At 67.6% G+C, this 14,673-nt stretch carries 18 protein-coding genes; 12 read left to right on the top strand and 6 right to left on the bottom strand.

The features are described from left to right. The first annotated feature begins 13 nt into the window (after positions 1 to 13). The 8 genes from PGN14_RS13160 to PGN14_RS13125 all read left to right on the top strand — a co-directional run bounded on the left by PGN14_RS13160 (position 14) and on the right by PGN14_RS13125 (position 6,916). The gene (locus tag PGN14_RS13160) at positions 14 to 727 is read left to right on the top strand and encodes a biotin--[acetyl-CoA-carboxylase] ligase (RefSeq protein ID WP_335300101.1); all 714 of its coding nucleotides are present in this window, start codon (positions 14 to 16) and stop codon (positions 725 to 727) included. Positions 728 to 738: 11 nt separating this feature from the next. Beyond that, positions 739 to 1,530, top strand: a complete 792-nt coding sequence (locus tag PGN14_RS13155; protein WP_335299980.1) for a type III pantothenate kinase — start codon at positions 739 to 741, stop codon at positions 1,528 to 1,530. Positions 1,531 to 1,629: 99 nt separating this feature from the next. Next, entirely contained in the window at positions 1,630 to 3,273 is a 1,644-nt protein-coding gene (locus PGN14_RS13150) for a ribonuclease J (protein WP_335299978.1), read from the top strand. 4 nt (positions 3,274 to 3,277) lie between these two features. Next, a complete protein-coding gene (locus PGN14_RS13145) occupies positions 3,278 to 3,544 on the top strand; it encodes a DUF1467 family protein (RefSeq protein ID WP_335299977.1) in 267 nt (88 codons plus the stop codon). Positions 3,545 to 3,664: 120 nt separating this feature from the next. Continuing rightward, the gene (locus PGN14_RS13140; protein WP_335299976.1) at positions 3,665 to 4,798 is read left to right on the top strand and encodes a glycosyltransferase; all 1,134 of its coding nucleotides are present in this window, start codon (positions 3,665 to 3,667) and stop codon (positions 4,796 to 4,798) included. A 74-nt stretch (positions 4,799 to 4,872) separates the two neighbouring features. Then, entirely contained in the window at positions 4,873 to 6,276 is a 1,404-nt protein-coding gene (locus tag PGN14_RS13135) for an NAD(P)H-dependent flavin oxidoreductase (protein ID WP_335300100.1), read from the top strand. Next, entirely contained in the window at positions 6,276 to 6,500 is a 225-nt protein-coding gene (locus PGN14_RS13130; RefSeq protein WP_335299975.1) for a hypothetical protein, read from the top strand. The genes PGN14_RS13135 and PGN14_RS13130 overlap by 1 nt, the downstream gene beginning before the upstream one ends. Then, positions 6,497 to 6,916 (top strand): hypothetical protein, encoded by a 420-nt coding sequence (locus PGN14_RS13125; protein ID WP_335299973.1) that lies wholly within the window; start codon positions 6,497 to 6,499, stop codon positions 6,914 to 6,916. The genes PGN14_RS13130 and PGN14_RS13125 overlap by 4 nt, the downstream gene beginning before the upstream one ends. Positions 6,917 to 6,971: 55 nt before the next feature. On the opposite strand, the gene PGN14_RS13120 is transcribed toward PGN14_RS13125, so the two are convergent. Continuing rightward, a complete protein-coding gene (locus PGN14_RS13120; protein WP_335299972.1) occupies positions 6,972 to 7,163 on the bottom strand; it encodes a hypothetical protein in 192 nt (63 codons plus the stop codon). A gap of 221 nt (positions 7,164 to 7,384) precedes the next feature. Here PGN14_RS13120 and PGN14_RS13115 point away from each other — a divergent pair, with 221 nt between their 5' ends. Then, positions 7,385 to 7,573 carry a hypothetical protein gene (locus tag PGN14_RS13115; RefSeq protein WP_335299971.1) on the top strand — a complete coding sequence of 63 codons (189 nt, stop codon included), beginning with the start codon at positions 7,385 to 7,387 and terminating at the stop codon, positions 7,571 to 7,573. A gap of 4 nt (positions 7,574 to 7,577) precedes the next feature. Here PGN14_RS13115 and PGN14_RS13110 read toward each other — a convergent pair whose 3' ends face one another. After that, complete coding sequence (locus PGN14_RS13110; RefSeq protein ID WP_335300099.1) at positions 7,578 to 8,576, bottom strand: 2-hydroxyacid dehydrogenase; 999 nt, start codon at positions 8,574 to 8,576, stop codon at positions 7,578 to 7,580. Positions 8,577 to 8,658: 82 nt separating this feature from the next. On the opposite strand from PGN14_RS13110, the gene PGN14_RS13105 reads away from it, so the two are divergent. The 3 genes from PGN14_RS13105 (at position 8,659) to PGN14_RS13095 (ending at position 10,843) form a co-directional block, all read left to right on the top strand. Beyond that, on the top strand, positions 8,659 to 9,168 hold the full coding sequence (locus PGN14_RS13105) for an SH3 domain-containing protein (protein WP_335299969.1): 510 nt from the start codon (positions 8,659 to 8,661) through the stop codon (positions 9,166 to 9,168). Beyond that, on the top strand, positions 9,165 to 10,010 hold the full coding sequence (gene nadC, locus PGN14_RS13100; RefSeq protein ID WP_335299968.1) for a carboxylating nicotinate-nucleotide diphosphorylase: 846 nt from the start codon (positions 9,165 to 9,167) through the stop codon (positions 10,008 to 10,010). Before PGN14_RS13105 ends, nadC begins: the two co-directional genes overlap by 4 nt. 152 nt (positions 10,011 to 10,162) lie before the next feature. Then, positions 10,163 to 10,843 (top strand): ribonuclease T2, encoded by a 681-nt coding sequence (locus tag PGN14_RS13095; RefSeq protein WP_335300098.1) that lies wholly within the window; start codon positions 10,163 to 10,165, stop codon positions 10,841 to 10,843. 16 nt (positions 10,844 to 10,859) lie between these two features. Here PGN14_RS13095 and PGN14_RS13090 read toward each other — a convergent pair whose 3' ends face one another. The 4 genes from PGN14_RS13090 to PGN14_RS13075 form a co-directional block, all read right to left on the bottom strand. After that, positions 10,860 to 12,038 carry a vWA domain-containing protein gene (locus tag PGN14_RS13090; RefSeq protein ID WP_335299967.1) on the bottom strand — a complete coding sequence of 393 codons (1,179 nt, stop codon included), beginning with the start codon at positions 12,036 to 12,038 and terminating at the stop codon, positions 10,860 to 10,862. 59 nt (positions 12,039 to 12,097) lie between these two features. After that, on the bottom strand, positions 12,098 to 12,676 hold the full coding sequence (locus PGN14_RS13085; protein ID WP_335299966.1) for a CHAP domain-containing protein: 579 nt from the start codon (positions 12,674 to 12,676) through the stop codon (positions 12,098 to 12,100). Positions 12,677 to 12,749: 73 nt separating this feature from the next. Then, positions 12,750 to 13,703, bottom strand: a complete 954-nt coding sequence (locus tag PGN14_RS13080) for an AraC family transcriptional regulator (protein ID WP_335299965.1) — start codon at positions 13,701 to 13,703, stop codon at positions 12,750 to 12,752. Between the two features lie 86 nt (positions 13,704 to 13,789). Continuing rightward, positions 13,790 to 14,644, bottom strand: a complete 855-nt coding sequence (locus PGN14_RS13075) for an AAA family ATPase (RefSeq protein ID WP_335299964.1) — start codon at positions 14,642 to 14,644, stop codon at positions 13,790 to 13,792. Between the last annotated feature and the right edge of the window lie 29 nt (positions 14,645 to 14,673).

Raw genomic sequence — 14,673 nt, 5'->3', positions numbered from 1 at the left:
CGCGCTGACCCGCATCGTCACGGTCGCGGATACCGGATCGACCAACGCCGATCTGGTGACGCTCGCCCGCGATGGCGCGGCAGAGGACGGCTTGTGGCTGCGCGCACGCCGCCAGACGGCGGGGCGGGGACGGCAGGGCAGGGCGTGGGACTCGCCCGAGGGCAACCTGTTCGCCAGCACGCTGGTGCGGCTGTCGCCGGGCGATCCGCCCGCGCCGACGCTGGCGCTGGTCGCCGCGGTCGCGCTGGACGAGGCGGTGCGGCTGGCGCTTCCCGCGGAGCGCGCGCGCCGGCTGGCGCTGAAATGGCCCAACGACCTGCTGATGGCGGGCGCCAAGCTGTCGGGCATCCTGCTGGAGCGCAGCGGCGACTGGGTGGTGATCGGGATCGGCGTCAACGTCGCCTATCACCCGGATCTCGCGGATCGGGCCACGACCAGCCTGCATGCCGAGGGGGCCACGCTGGACGCGGGCGCGTTCCTCGATTCGCTCGCGGCGCAGTTCGGCGCTTGGTTGACGCTGTGGCGCACGCAGGGGCTGGCACCGGTCGTCGAACGCTGGCGCGAGCGGGCGCATCCGCCCGGCACCCCGCTGGTCGCGCGGCTGCCCGATGGCGAGGAGGTGCCGGGCACGTTCGAGACGCTGGACGCGGACGGCGCGCTGGTGCTGCGCTTGGCGGACGGCTTGACGCGTGTCATTCACGCCGGCGACGTTTTCCTGGTCGGATGAAGGGTTAGGCCATGCTGCTCGCGGTGGATGCCGGCAACACCAATGTCGTCTTCGCGCTGGTGGAAACCGGCACGCGCGAGATCAGGGCGCGCTGGCGGATCGCGACCGATCCGCGCCGCACCGCCGACGAATATGCGGTATGGCTGAGCCAGTTGCTGGCGCTGGAAGGCTTCACGCGCGAGGATGTCGAGGCGGTCATCGTCTCCACCGTCGTGCCGCGCGCGCTCCACAATCTGGAGGTGCTGGCGTCGAAATACTTCAAGACCGATGCGCTGGTCGCGGGTCGCGCGCCGGTCGAATGGGGCCTCGCGCTCGACGTCGACGAGCCGCAGAACCTGGGCGCGGACCGCGCGGTCAACACGATCGCGGCGCATGCGCTGCACCCCGGCGACCTGATCGTGATCGACTTCGGCACCGCGACCACGGTCGACCATTCCGACTTCAAGGGCGCGTACAAGGGCGGGATCATCGCGCCGGGCATCAACCTGTCGCTGGACGCGCTGGTCAACGCGGCGGCCAAGCTGCCGCGCATCGCGATCGAGGCGCCGCGCGGCAACATGAGCGTGATCGGCCGCAACACGGTCGACCAGATGAACATCGGCGTTTATTGGGGCTATATCGCAATGATCGAGGGGCTGGTCGCGCGCATGAAGCGCGAGATCGGCCGCCCGGTGAAGGTCGTCGCGACCGGCGGCCTCGCCACTTTGTTCGAGCAGCATACCGACGTGTTCGATGCGATCGAGCCGGACCTGACGATCCAGGGGCTGGCGATCATGTGGGAACGCGCCCATATACAGGCATGAGTTTGCGCCGCCCGGCGCCTTTTTCCGGGCATTTCAACACATGACGTCTCGCGGCTGGAGATTTCACGATCTCGCGGCGACGACGGACGAAGGACGTAGATGACTATTCCACAAAAGAACGAACTACTTTTCTGCGCGCTCGGCGGTTCCGGCGAAATCGGGATGAACGTCACCTTGTACGGCCATGCCGGCAAGTGGCTGATGATCGACTGCGGCGTGACCTTCGCCGACGGCCATTATCCCGGGATCGACGTGATCCTGCCCGATCTGCGCTTCATCGAGGAGCAGCTGGGCAATCTGGTCGGGATCGTGCTGACCCACGGGCATGAGGACCATATCGGCGCGCTGCCGTATCTCGCCGAGGATCTGGGCGTGCCGATCTATGCCACCCCGTTCACCGCGGGGCTGGTGCGCGGCAAGCTGGAGGAGGAGCGGATCGAGGACCGGGTGAAGATCCGGCTGGTCCACCCGCGCAAGGCCTTTGACGTCGGCCCGTTCAAGGTCGAGGTGGTGCCGCTGTCGCATTCCATCCCGGAGGCGAACGCGCTGCTGATCGAGACGAAGGCGGGCAAGGTGTTCCACACCGGCGACTGGAAGCTGGACCCGACCCCGGTGATCGGCAAGCCCGCCTCGCCCGAGGAACTGACCGCGATCGGCGACCAGGGCGTCGACGTGCTGGTGTGCGATTCGACCAACGTCTTCAACGCCGATGCCTCGCCCAGCGAGGCGAGTGTGCGCGACGGGTTGATGGAGAGCGTGGCGCGGGCACGCGGGCGTGTGGTGGTGACGACCTTCGCCTCCAATGCCGCACGCCTGTCGACGCTCGGCAAGGTGGCGCAGGAGACGGGACGCAAGCTGTGCGTCACCGGGCGCTCGCTCGACCGCATCATCAAGGTGGCGCGCCAGACCGGCTATCTCAAGGACTTTCCCGAGACGGTCGACATGGATGCGGCGATGCGGCTGCCGCGCAACAAGGTGCTGGTGGTCGCGACCGGCGGGCAGGGCGAGGAGCGCGCCGCGCTGGCGCGGATCGCCGCGGGCTCGCACCCGATCAAGCTCGACATGGGCGACATGGTGATCTTCTCGTCGAAGCAGATCCCCGGCAACGAGGTCGCGATCGGCCGCATCCAGAACCAGTTGGCGGCCAAGGGCATCGAGATGGTGACCGAGAAGCAGGCGCACGTCCATGTCTCCGGTCACCCCGGACGTCCGGAGCTGGCCAAGATGTACGGCTGGCTGCGGCCGCGCGTCCTGCTGCCGGTGCATGGCGAGATGCGCCATCTGATGGAGCATGCGCGCTATGGCCAGACGCAGGGCATCCGCGATGCCTTCGTGCAGACCAACGGCGATATCGTGCGGCTGGCGCCGGGCAAGCCGGAGAAGATCGGCAACGCGCCGGTCGGGCGGCTGGTGCTGGACGGTGACGTGATCCTGCCGTCCGACGGCGGCACGATCAACGAGCGTCGCCGCATCGCGGTCAACGGCCAGATCTCGGTCGGGATCGCGGTCGATCGCAACGGACGCGCGGGCGGGGTGCCCGAGGTCCGCTTGCAGGGCGTGCCGGTCGAGGAAGAGCGCGAGCCGTTCCTGGAGGATGCGGTCGAGGCCGCCAAGGACGCGATGCAGGGCCGCGTGCGCGATCGCGAACGGCTGCGCGAGGACGTGCGCCTCGCGGTACGCAAGGTGGCGACGCGCTGGACCGGCAAGAAGCCGATCATCGATGTCGTGATCGTGCAGGTCTGACGCGATGCGCTGGACGTCGATGCTGGCGATCTACGTCCTGTTCTGGGCGTTTTCGGTCTTCCTGGTGCTGCCCTGGGGGGTGCGCACTTCGGCGGAGGCGGGGGCGGAGCACGTCCCGGGCACCGCGGAAAGCGCGCCGCACGAATTCTCGCTGAAGAAGGTGGCGGTGCGCACCACGATCGTGGCGACGGTGCTGTTCGCGCTGTTCATGGCGAATTACGAGTTCGGCTGGGTCAGCCCGTCGATGCTGGTCGGTCCGGCGGGAGAGTAAGCTATTCTCCGTCACCCCGGACTTGATCCGGGGTCCCGCTTTTCACGGCGGTTGGAGAAGAAGTGGGACCCCGGCTCAAGGCCGGGTGACGTGTTTCTCGCCACCCGCTAGACGAACTTCATGCCGCCGCTGTCGATCCTCCACCTCCATTCCACCTTCGACCTGGGCGGCAAGGAGGCGCGCGCCGTCCGGTTGATGAACGCGTTCGGCGATCGCGCGCGGCACACGATCGTGTCGGCGATGCCCGACCAGCTCGGCGCGCGCGCCCGGATCGACAAGCGCGTCCGCTACGAGATCGCGCAGGATGCGCCGCCGCTGACCGGCAAGCCATCGGTGACGCGGTACGAGGCGATCGCGCGCTATATGCGACGGTTCGATCTGGTGCTGACCTACAATTGGGGCGCGATCGACGGCGTGATGGCGAAGCGCGTCTTCGCGCGCGGCACGCCGCCCGTCATCCACCACGAGGACGGCTTCAACGAGGATGAGGCCGGCGGGCTGAAGCGCGAGCGCAACCTGTATCGCCGCCTCGCGCTGGGTGCGGCCCATGCGCTGGTGGTGCCCAGCAAGGCGCTGGAGCGGATCGCGCTGGAGACGTGGAAGCAGCCGCGCGCGCGGGTGCATCGCATCGGCAACGGCATCGCCACCGCGCTCTATGCGCAACGTCCCGATCCCAAGGCGATCCCCGGCTTCGTCCGCAACGAGCGCGAACTGGTGATCGGCAGCGTCGCCGGGCTGCGCGCGGTCAAGGACCTGCCGGCGCTGGTGCGCGCGGTCGGCGGGCTGTCGGCGCGGTTCCGGCTGGTGATCGTGGGGGAGGGGCCGGAGCGTGCCGCGATCGAGCAGGCGGCGACGGCGATGGGGATCGACGATCGCGTCGTGCTGCCTGGGTTCCTCGACCGGCCGTATCGCTTCATGGGGCTGTTCGACGTGCTGGCGCTTTCGTCCAGATCGGAACAGGCACCGATCGCGGTGCTGGAGGCGATGGCGGCGGGATTGCCGGTGGTCAGCCCGCCGGTGGGGGACGTGATGGAGATGGTGTCGGACGCCAACCGCCCCTTCATCACCGAGCATCACGGCGAGGTGCGACTGCGCGACATGATCCAGGCGCTGGCCGACAATCCGGAGGGCCGCCGCGCGATCGGCGCCGCCAATCAGGCCAAGGCGCGCGCCGAGCATGATGAGGGCGTGATGATCGCCCGCTACGCCGAATTGTACGCCGATGCGGTCGGCCGGCCGGGCTGCCTGACATAGGTCGCAATTTTGTCGCGTTGCGGCCGGTTTGGTTTATACGGGCGCTTCGTCATCTGTCTGAAACGGGAATGCGCGTGTTCAAGGGGCTGAAGCCGATCGTCTATGCCGGCCGCGAAGTCTGGCCGTTGGTGGAAGGTGGCAAGGGCGTGGCGGCCACCAACCATGCGTCCGCGGGTGCCTGGGCCGCGGCGGGCGGGATCGGCACCGTTTCCGCGGTCAACGCCGACAGCTACGATCCCGAGGGCCGCATCATCCCGCAGGTCTATCGCGCGCTCACGCGGCGCGAGCGGCACGAGGAACTGATCGCCTATGCCGTCGACGGCGCGGTCCAGCAGGTGCAGCGCGCCTGGGACATCGCGGGCGGCAAGGGCGCGATCAACATCAACGTCCTGTGGGAAATGGGTGGCGCGCAGCGCGTGCTGCAGGGCGTGCTGGAGCGCACCCGCGGGCTGGTGGCGGGCGTCACCTGCGGCGCGGGGATGCCGTACAAGCTGTCCGAGATCGCTGCGTCCTACAACGTCAATTATCTGCCGATCGTCAGCTCCGGCCGCGCCTTCCGCGCGCTGTGGAAGCGCGCCTATTCGAAGGTGTCGGACCTGCTGGGCGCGGTCGTCTATGAGGACCCGTGGCTGGCGGGCGGGCACAACGGCCTGTCTAATGCGGAGGATCCGCTGAAGCCGGAGGATCCCTATCCCCGCGTCAAGGCGCTGCGCGATACGATGCGCGAGGGGGGCATCCCCGATACGACGCCGATCATCATGGCGGGCGGGGTCTGGTATCTGCGCGACTGGAACGACTGGATCGACAATCCGGAACTGGGCCAGATCGCCTTTCAATATGGCACGCGCCCGCTGCTGACGAAGGAAAGCCCGATCCCCGACGGGTGGAAGGCGAAGCTGATGGAGATCGAGGAGGGGGAGGTGTCGCTCCACCGCTTCTCCCCCACCGGCTTCTATTCGTCGGCCGTGCGCAATCCCTTCCTGCGCTCGCTGGAGGCGCGCTCGGACCGTCAGATCGCCTTTTCCACGCAGGAGGCGGGGGACCATGTCTTCCAGCTCGACGTCGGCGTGAAGGGCAAGAACTTCTGGGTGACGCGCAATGACCTGCTGCGTGCGCGCCAGTGGTTCGGTGAAGGCTTTACCGACGCACTGAAGACGCCCGACAATACGCTGGTGTTCGTGTCGCCGGGCGAGAAGGCCGAGATCCGCAAGGATCAGGCGGACTGCATGGGCTGCCTCAGCCAGTGCCTGTTCTCCAGCTGGGCGGACACCGAGACCAACTCGACCGGGCGGCTGGCGGACCCGCGCAGCTTCTGCATCCAGAAGACGTTGCAGGATATCGCGCACGGCGGAGATACCGATCGCAACCTGATGTTCGCGGGCCATGCCGCGTATAACTTCAAGCGCGACCCCTTTTATTCCAACGGCTTCGTGCCGAGCGTCAAGCAGCTCGTCGACCGCATCCTGACGGGGGATTGATGCTGGAGGATCGCTCCTATCCGCAGATGAACAGCCCCGCCACGAAAGCTGACGTGGTGGATGCCATCTTGGTGATGCAGCAGATCGCATCGGAATTGGCGGACGCACTTCTCGCGTCGGAAAGTGATGATCGGCAAGCTGTGCTTGCGGCTATGAAGCAGTATCTTGTGTATATGAGAGATGCAGGCAAGCTCATCGACCGATTGGCAGGAAATCCGGAGTGAGCGGCGCGCAGAACGATCAATTGGCGATGGTTCGCACCCTGCGCGCTCACAACGAGCGCCTTGAAGCAGAGGTCAATCGGTTGAAATCGAGCGACGGAGGGGGCATGTTGCCGCCCATGGATACCGTCGACGCCAAGATCGCTGCATCCGAGGCGCGCACCGATACCAAGTTTGCCGAACTTCGCGGTGATCTATCGCGGTTCGCTACCAAAGGCACCGTCTGGGGAGCGATGGGGACGGCGCTAGGCATCGTACTTGCGGTTGCTGCTTTTGGCGGTGATCGCTTTGATGCGGGTATGACGGTCAAGGATGCGGTGCAGGCAAGCGTCGCCGATCAGCGGGCGAGAGATGCTTCACAAGACCGTAAACTTGATGAGATTTTGAAGAGGTTGTCCACCGACGAGCGGCGAAAGTAAAAGGGCCGCGCTGCTGGCGGCAGGCGGCCCTTCGTAGTGACTGCGACGCGTTGGATCAGTCGACGACGGTGCCGACCACCGCACCGCCGACACCACCGACCGCCGCGCCCTTTTCGATGCTTCCGCCGGTCGCCGCCGCGACACCGGCACCGCCCGCGCCGCCGATCGCCGCGCCGCGCAGCGTGGAACAGGCCGACATCGACACCGCGGAGGCGACGAGCAGCGCGGACAAAGCGATCTTCTTCATGGGACGATTCCTCTATGTGATGGCTGCAGCGTTAATGCAGCGCAACATGACGGGTTCCGAAGAGACATGTTTCGTCACGCTTTCCCGTGGGTTGGCTGGATTCGACGGGCGCGGCGCCGGTGCGGCGGCCGCGACAAACATCTCCGCGTTGCAACGCACGGGACATCGCCCGGCACCACGGGGTCGTCATTCGGACAGCCCCGACAAAGAAGGCCGTTGCGATGCTCCACGATCACGAAGCCGATTATCACGCCCGACGCGCGCGCGAGGAGGCGGTGTGCGCGATCCGCGCCCGTGGCCAGGCGGCGGCGATCCATCAGGAATTGTGCCTGCGCTACAGCGGGCGGATGATCGCGGCGCTGATCCTGGCGACGGCGGATCGCGTCCGGCGGCGTTCCACCGGCGGGTGAGGGGTCAGGCCCAGCCCTCCAGCACCTGGTCGGGCGGCCGATGGCCGTCCGCCCACATGCGGATGTTGGCGATGACGCGCTCGCCCGACGCCACGCGGCCTTCATAGGTGGCGGACCCCATGTGCGGGGTCATCACGACATTGGGCAGCGCCAGCAGCCGCGGGTCGATCTCCGGCTCGTGCCGCCAGACGTCGAGCCCGGCGCCGGCCAGCCGCCCCTGCTCCAGCGCGGTGACCAAAGCATCCTCGTCCAGGATGCCGCCGCGGCTGGCGTTGATGACGAAGACATGGTCGCGCAGCAACGCGATGCGACGCGCGTCGAGCAGGTCGCGGCTGTCGGCGTTGAGCGGCGTGTGGATCGTCAATATGTCGATCGCGCCCAGCATCTCGTCCAGGTTCGGGTGCCATTGCGCGCCGAACTCCGCCTCCGCCACCTTGGGCAGGCGATGGCGATTGTGGTAATGGATCGACAGGCCGAAGGCGCGCGCGCGGCGGGCGACGGCCTGCCCGATGCGCCCCATGCCGACGATCCCCAGCGCCTTGCCGCCGATGCGATAGCCCAGCATGCCGCCCGGGCTCCATCCCTTCCACTCGCCCGAGCGGACCAGCTTCTCCCCCTCCGCCAGACGGCGGGGGACGGAGAGGATCAGCGCCATCGTCATATCGGCGGTATCCTCGGTCAGCACGCCGGGCGTGTTGGTGACGATGATACCGCGCGTGCGCGCCGCCTTCAGGTCGATATGGTTCACGCCGGCGCCGAAATTGGCGATCAGGCGCAGCCGCTCTCCCGCATCCGCGATCAGCGCGGCGTCGATCGTGTCGGTGACCGCGGGGACCAGCACGTCGCAATCCGCCATCGCCGCCGCCAGCGCGTCGCGCGTCATCGGGCGGTCGTCGGTGTGCAGCCGCGTGTCGAACAGCTCCTCCAGCCGGCGCATGACGACGTCCGGCAGTTCGCGCGTGACGATCACCTTGGGGTGGGCGGAGCGTCGCGTGTCGGCCATGGCCAGCGGATTGGCGCAGGCGGACGGGTGCGTCAACGGTTGATGCCGTGCCGATCGGGACGCTAGAGGACCATGGGACAGGTTGACGGGCGACGGGGAGAAGGTGGCGATGCGGCGGGTGGCGGTCTGGGCGATCATGGCGGCGGTGGTGGCGCCGCTGCCCGCGGAGGCCGCGCCGGAGGAGCGCAAGCCGCCGTACTACGCCTCGCTCGCCCCCGCACGCGCGCGGATGCGGACCGGGCCGGGCCGCACCTTCCCCGCCAGCTGGCTCTATGTCCGTGCGGGGCTGCCGGTGCGGGTGGTCGACACGTTCAAGGAATGGCGCAAGATCGAGGATCCCAGCGGGACGCAGGGCTGGATGCTGGGCAATATGGTCAGCAACGCGCGCACCGCGATCGTGCAGGGGACCGAGCCGGCCGAGATGCGCGATCGGCCTGGCGGTCCGCATATCGCCTATCGTGCGCAGCCCGGGGTGGTCGGGCGCGTCGGCCAGTGCGCCAACGGGTGGTGCCATTTCGACGTCCATGGCCAGTCGGGGTTCGTCCAGACCGATCGCCTGTGGGGCGTCGAGGCGGGCGAGGTGCTGCCGTGACGTTCCGGCTCGACGGGTTCGACCTCGGCGCCTTCGTCGCCGCGACGCTGGCGGAGGATCTGGGGGAAAGCGGCGACGTCACCTCCGCCGCGGTGATTCCGGCGGACGCGCGCTTCACCGCGGTGATGGACAGTCGCGACGCGGTCACCGTGTGTGGGCTGGAGATCGCGGCGGCGTTCTTCCGCGCGCTGGACGCGCAGGCGGTGATCGAGCCGATCGCCCGCGACGGCGATCGCGTGGCCCCCGGCAGCGATCTGATGCGGGTGACGGGCAATGCACGCGCGTTGCTGACCGCGGAGCGATCCGCGCTCAATACCGTGCAGCATCTGTCGGGGATCGCGACGCTGACGCGCCGCTATGTCGACCGGATCGAGGGAACGGGCGCGACATTGCTCGACACGCGCAAGACGATCCCGGGGCTGCGGCGGCTGGAGAAATATGCCACCCGTACCGGCGGCGCGCGCAATCACCGGATGGGATTGTGGGACGCGGCGATGATCAAGGACAATCACGTCGCGGTCGCAGGCGGGGTCGGGCCGGCCGCCGCGCTCGCCAAGGCGGCCGGGATCGCGGACATCATCGTGGAGGTCGACCGCGTCGATCAGATCGCGCCCGCGATCGCGGCGGGGGCGACGCATCTGCTGCTGGACAATATGCCGCCCGCGGTGTTGCGTGAAGCGGTGGCGCTGGTGGCCGGGCGCGTGCCGACCGAGGCGTCGGGCGGCGTCACGCTGGACACGATCCGCGGCATTGCGGAGACGGGGGTGACCTTCGTCAGCGTCGGGCGGATCACGCAATCGGCGCCGGCATCCGACATCGGTCTCGATTTCGCCGAAGTGTGAGCGGGCGGACTTGCGTCCATGTCGTTGCGCGCGCAGGGGAAGAGCGTGAGCAGCGACGGGAAGAGACAGTGACGCGACGACCAGTAACGCCGCGACCGACAACGCGAGTGGCATCCATCGTTCGATATGGCGTCGCGCTCGGGCTGGCGGCGATGGTGTTGCCCGGCACCGCGGTGGCGCAGGCGCTGTCATGCACCGTGCCCGGCCGGGTGCCGCTGCCCCGCCCGGACCTGCCGAACGAGCGCCAGCCAGCGCGGCGGCTGCCGATCGGCAGCTACACGCTCGCGATCAGCTGGAGCCCGGAATATTGCCGCACGCGCGGCCGTCAGCCGGTGGCGCAGTTCCAGTGCGGCAGCGGCAACCGCTTCGGTTTCGTGCTGCACGGACTGTGGCCGGACGGCTATGGCAAGGAATGGCCGCAATATTGCCGCGCCACCCCGATCCTGCCGCGGCAGGTGATCCGTCGCAACATGTGCGCGACGCCCTCGCCGCAACTCCTCCAGCACGAATGGGCCAAGCACGGGACGTGCATGGCGGGCTATACCCCGCAACGCTATTTCGCGCAGTCGACGGGCATGTTCGCGCGGCTGCGCTATCCGGACATGGAGGCGCTGTCGCGCATGCCGACGACCGCCGGGCGGCTGGCCGAGGCGATCGCGCGCGCCAACCCGGGGCTGGGCGCGGACATGATGCGGATCACGACCACGCGGCAGGGCTGGCTGGACGAGGTGTGGCTGTGCCTAGACAAGCGCTTCCGCTACGCGCGCTGTCCCGGTCATCAGGGCGGGGTGGCGCCGTCGACGACGGTGCGGATCTGGCGCGCGCGGGATTGAGGCGCGGCGGCGCGGGTCAGCGCTTGCGCGTCAGTTCCCGCATCGCATCGTCCAGCCCCGCCAGCGTCAGCGGGTACATGCGGTCGGTCATCAGCTCGCGGATGATCTTCACCGACTGCGAATAGCCCCATTGCGTCTGCGCCACGGGGTTGAGCCATACCGCGGCCGGATAGGTATTGGTCAGCCGCTGCATCCACACCGCACCGGCTTCCTCGTTGAAATGTTCGACCGAGCCGCCGGGATGGGTGATCTCATACGGGCTCATCGATGCATCGCCGACGAACACCAGCTTGTAATCGTGCCCGTATTTGTGGAGCACGTCCCATAGCGGCGTGCGCTCCTGGAAGCGGCGCTTGTTGTCCTTCCACACGCCCTCATACGGGCAATTGTGGAAGTAGAAGAATTCGAGGTTCTTGAACTCCGCGGTCGCGGCGGAGAACAATTCCTCCACCAGCTTGATGAACGGGTCCATCGATCCGCCGACGTCGAGGAACAGCAGCAGCTTGACCGCATTGCGCCGCTCCGCGCGCATATGGACGTCGAGCCAGCCCTGCCGTGCGGTGCCGTCGATCGTGGCGTCGATATCCAGCTCGTCCGCCGCGCCCTCGCGCGCGAACTTGCGCAGGCGGCGCAGCGCGATCTTGATGTTGCGCGTGCCCAGCTCGCGCGTGCTATCCAGATTGCGGAACTCGCGCTGGTCCCACACCTTGATCGCGCGCTTCTCCTTCGATTCGCCGCCGATCCGCACGCCTTCGGGATTGTAGCCGGAATTGCCATAGGGGCTGGTGCCGCCGGTGCCGACCCATTTGTTGCCGCCCTGATGACGCTTCTGCTGCTCCTCCAGCCGCTTCTTGAGCGTGTCCATGATCTCTTCCCAGGAGCCGAGCGACTTGATCGCCTCCATCTCCTCGGGCGTGAGATACTTTTCCGCGATCGCCTTCAGCCAGTCCTCGGGGATCTCCGCGCCTTCCTGCGCGAAGCTGGTTTCCAGCCCCTTGAACACCTTGGCGAAGACCTGGTCGAACTTGTCGAGCAGCCCTTCGTCCTTCACGTACACCGCGCGGCTGAGGAAATAGAAATCCTCCGGCGAGCGGTCGATCACATCGGCCTGCAACGCTTCCAGCAGGATCAGATGCTCCTTCATGCTGGCGGGGATGCCGGCGGAGCGCAGCTCGTCGAGAAAAGCCAGGAACATGGGGGCATGATGCCTGCACCCGGCCCCCGTGTCGAGTTGCTATCGAAGACGCGGTTGGTTCACCGCGTCGCGAGCGCGGCCTCCGGCACATAGGCGTCGATCAGCGCGCCGACATCGTCGGGCCGGTCGCCGCTCAGCTCGCGCGCGGCATGGCCGTCGCCATAGATGAAGCCCTCGACCGGATAGACGCTGCTGCCCAGTCCGTCGCGGTCGCGATACCAGACCTTGACCTGGCTCCAGTCGTTGGCGGGCGAGACGTCGTGGAGCGTCACGTCCTGCTCGGCGTGACCGCGCGCGCCGTCGAGCCGCGACCAATTGGCGTGAGTGAGCATCACCACGCGTTTCTCGACGATGCGGCTGACCACGGCGACATGGCCCAGCTTCAGCTGCCCGCTGCGCGAGAAGACGATCACCGCGCCGACGCGCGGGCGGTGCCCGCGGCGGTAGCGGCCCTCCGCCTGATCCCACCACGTCCAGGCGTCGCCATAGATCTGGATACCCGACGCCTCGCGCGCGAAGGGAACGCACTGGCCGACATAGTCGAGCAGCGACGGCGCGGAGGCGGCATCGGCGGCGTGCGCACCGGCCAGCAGCAGTGCGGAGGCGATGATCGCGAGGGGGCGACGGAGGAGCGACATGGCGTTGATGCCGCGAACGCTAAAGCGAAAGCGTTGCCGCTTGGTTAACCCATGTTGGAAAGATGGTGCGCGATCACGCCGGGGTGCCGATGTCGCGCGATGGAGCGGCGCGTGCGCCGGCGGTCAGCGCGCGATCGGCGCGGCGCACCTCCGCCATGGCGCGCATGACGGCGAGCAGGAAGCGGTGATCCTGCCGCAGGAACCGTCGCGGCGTGGTGCCCAGCACGCGATCGGCATCGCGCAGGAAGTGCGACGCGTCGAAATAGGTCGGCGCGATGGCGCGATAATCCGCGGCGTCGCCCGCGTGCATCATACGCGAGAGCGAGCGCAGGAAGCGCGTGCGGATCAGCAACGTCTTGGGCGGGAACCCGAAATAGCGCGTCGACAGCCGCCGCAGCGCCGCCGGCGTCATGCCCAATTGAGCCGAGGCGGCGCCCAAGTCGCGTGTCGCATCGTCCGCGATCAGCCGTTGCAGGGCGACGATCGCGGCATCGTCCGGCGTCGCGGGCGCGGCGATCGCCAGCAGCATGTCGTCCAGGATCGGCTTGACGTCGGTGCTCCGGTTGCTGTCGCGCAGCCGCTGCATCGTGCGCTGGACCCATCCCGGCGGCAGCACGGTGTCGAGCGGGACGACGCTGTCGCGGTAGAGGTCGGCGCGCAGGTCGAACAGCCGCGCCCAGCCGAGTGGGGTGAGGTCGATGCCGACGGTCACGCCGCCGTGCGTCGTCATCCGCATCGCGCGGCTGGCGGTGCCGTAGAGCGCGGCCAGCGGCATCGGATCGTAGCGGCGCGGGCCGATCGTCAGCGCGATGGGATCGGGTGCCAGGATGAAGCGGAGCGCGGGCCACGACGGCAGCAGCCATGGCTGCACCCCGTCATGATGGTCGCGCTCCGAATCGAAGACATGATAATTGGCGACCAGGCCGCGTAGCGCGAGCGCCGGCATCTCGACGCGCAAGGCGGTGTGGGCGGGCAGTGCAAAGCGGTTCACGTCGACGCCGGGAGTCAGCGAACCGCTTTCGATCATACGTCACCTCACGCCGCACGGATACCCGTGTAGCGTGGTTAACGCCGGATGAACAATGTTGTTCGCGCTCGTGCGCGGAGGCGGTGTCAGCCCTTGTTCGCCTGCCGCTTGGCCATGAAGGCCAGCCGCTCGAACAGCATGACATCCTGCTCGTTCTTCAGCAGCGCGCCGTGGAGCGGCGGGATCGCCTTCGTCGGGTCACGGTTCTGGAGCACGTCGAGCGGCATGTCTTCGTGCAGCAGCAGCTTGAGCCAGTCGAGCAGCTCGCTGGTCGACGGCTTCTTTTTGAGCCCGGGCACCTCACGCACGTCGTAGAAGATGTCCATCGCCTTGGAGACGAGCATCTTCTGGATGCGGGGGAAATGGACGTCGACGATCGACTGCATCGTCTCGCGGTCCGGGAACTTGATATAGTGGAAGAAGCAGCGGCGCAGGAAAGCGTCGGGCAGCTCCTTCTCGTTGTTCGAGGTGATGACGACGATCGGGCGTTCGACCGCGCGCACCGTTTCCTTCGTCTCATAGACGTGGAATTCCATGCGATCGAGTTCCTGCAACAGGTCGTTGGGGAATTCGATATCGGCCTTGTCGATCTCATCGATCAGCAGCACGGCGGGCTTGTCGCGCTGGAACGCCTCCCACAACTTGCCCTTGCGGATATAGTTGGCGATGTCGTGGACGCGCTCGTCGCCCAACTGGCCGTCGCGCAGGCGCGCGACCGCGTCATATTCGTACAGGCCCTGCTGCGCCTTGGTGGTGGACTTGACGTTCCACTCGATCAGGTCGGTGCCGACCGCCTTGGCGATCTCATAGGCGAGCACGGTCTTGCCGGTGCCGGGCTCGCCCTTGACCAGCAGCGGGCGGCGCAGCGTCACCGCGGCATTGACCGCGACCTTCAGGTCATCGGTCGCGACATAATTCTGCGTGCCCTCGAACCGCTGCATAGCCTCTTCCCGTCGTCGTCTCGAATAAC

Origin of the sequence: Sphingomonas adhaesiva (assembly GCF_036946305.1) — a bacterium.
In the GTDB taxonomy this organism is placed as follows: domain Bacteria; phylum Pseudomonadota; class Alphaproteobacteria; order Sphingomonadales; family Sphingomonadaceae; genus Sphingomonas; species Sphingomonas adhaesiva_B.
This window is presented reverse-complemented; position numbering and strand designations above follow the sequence as displayed.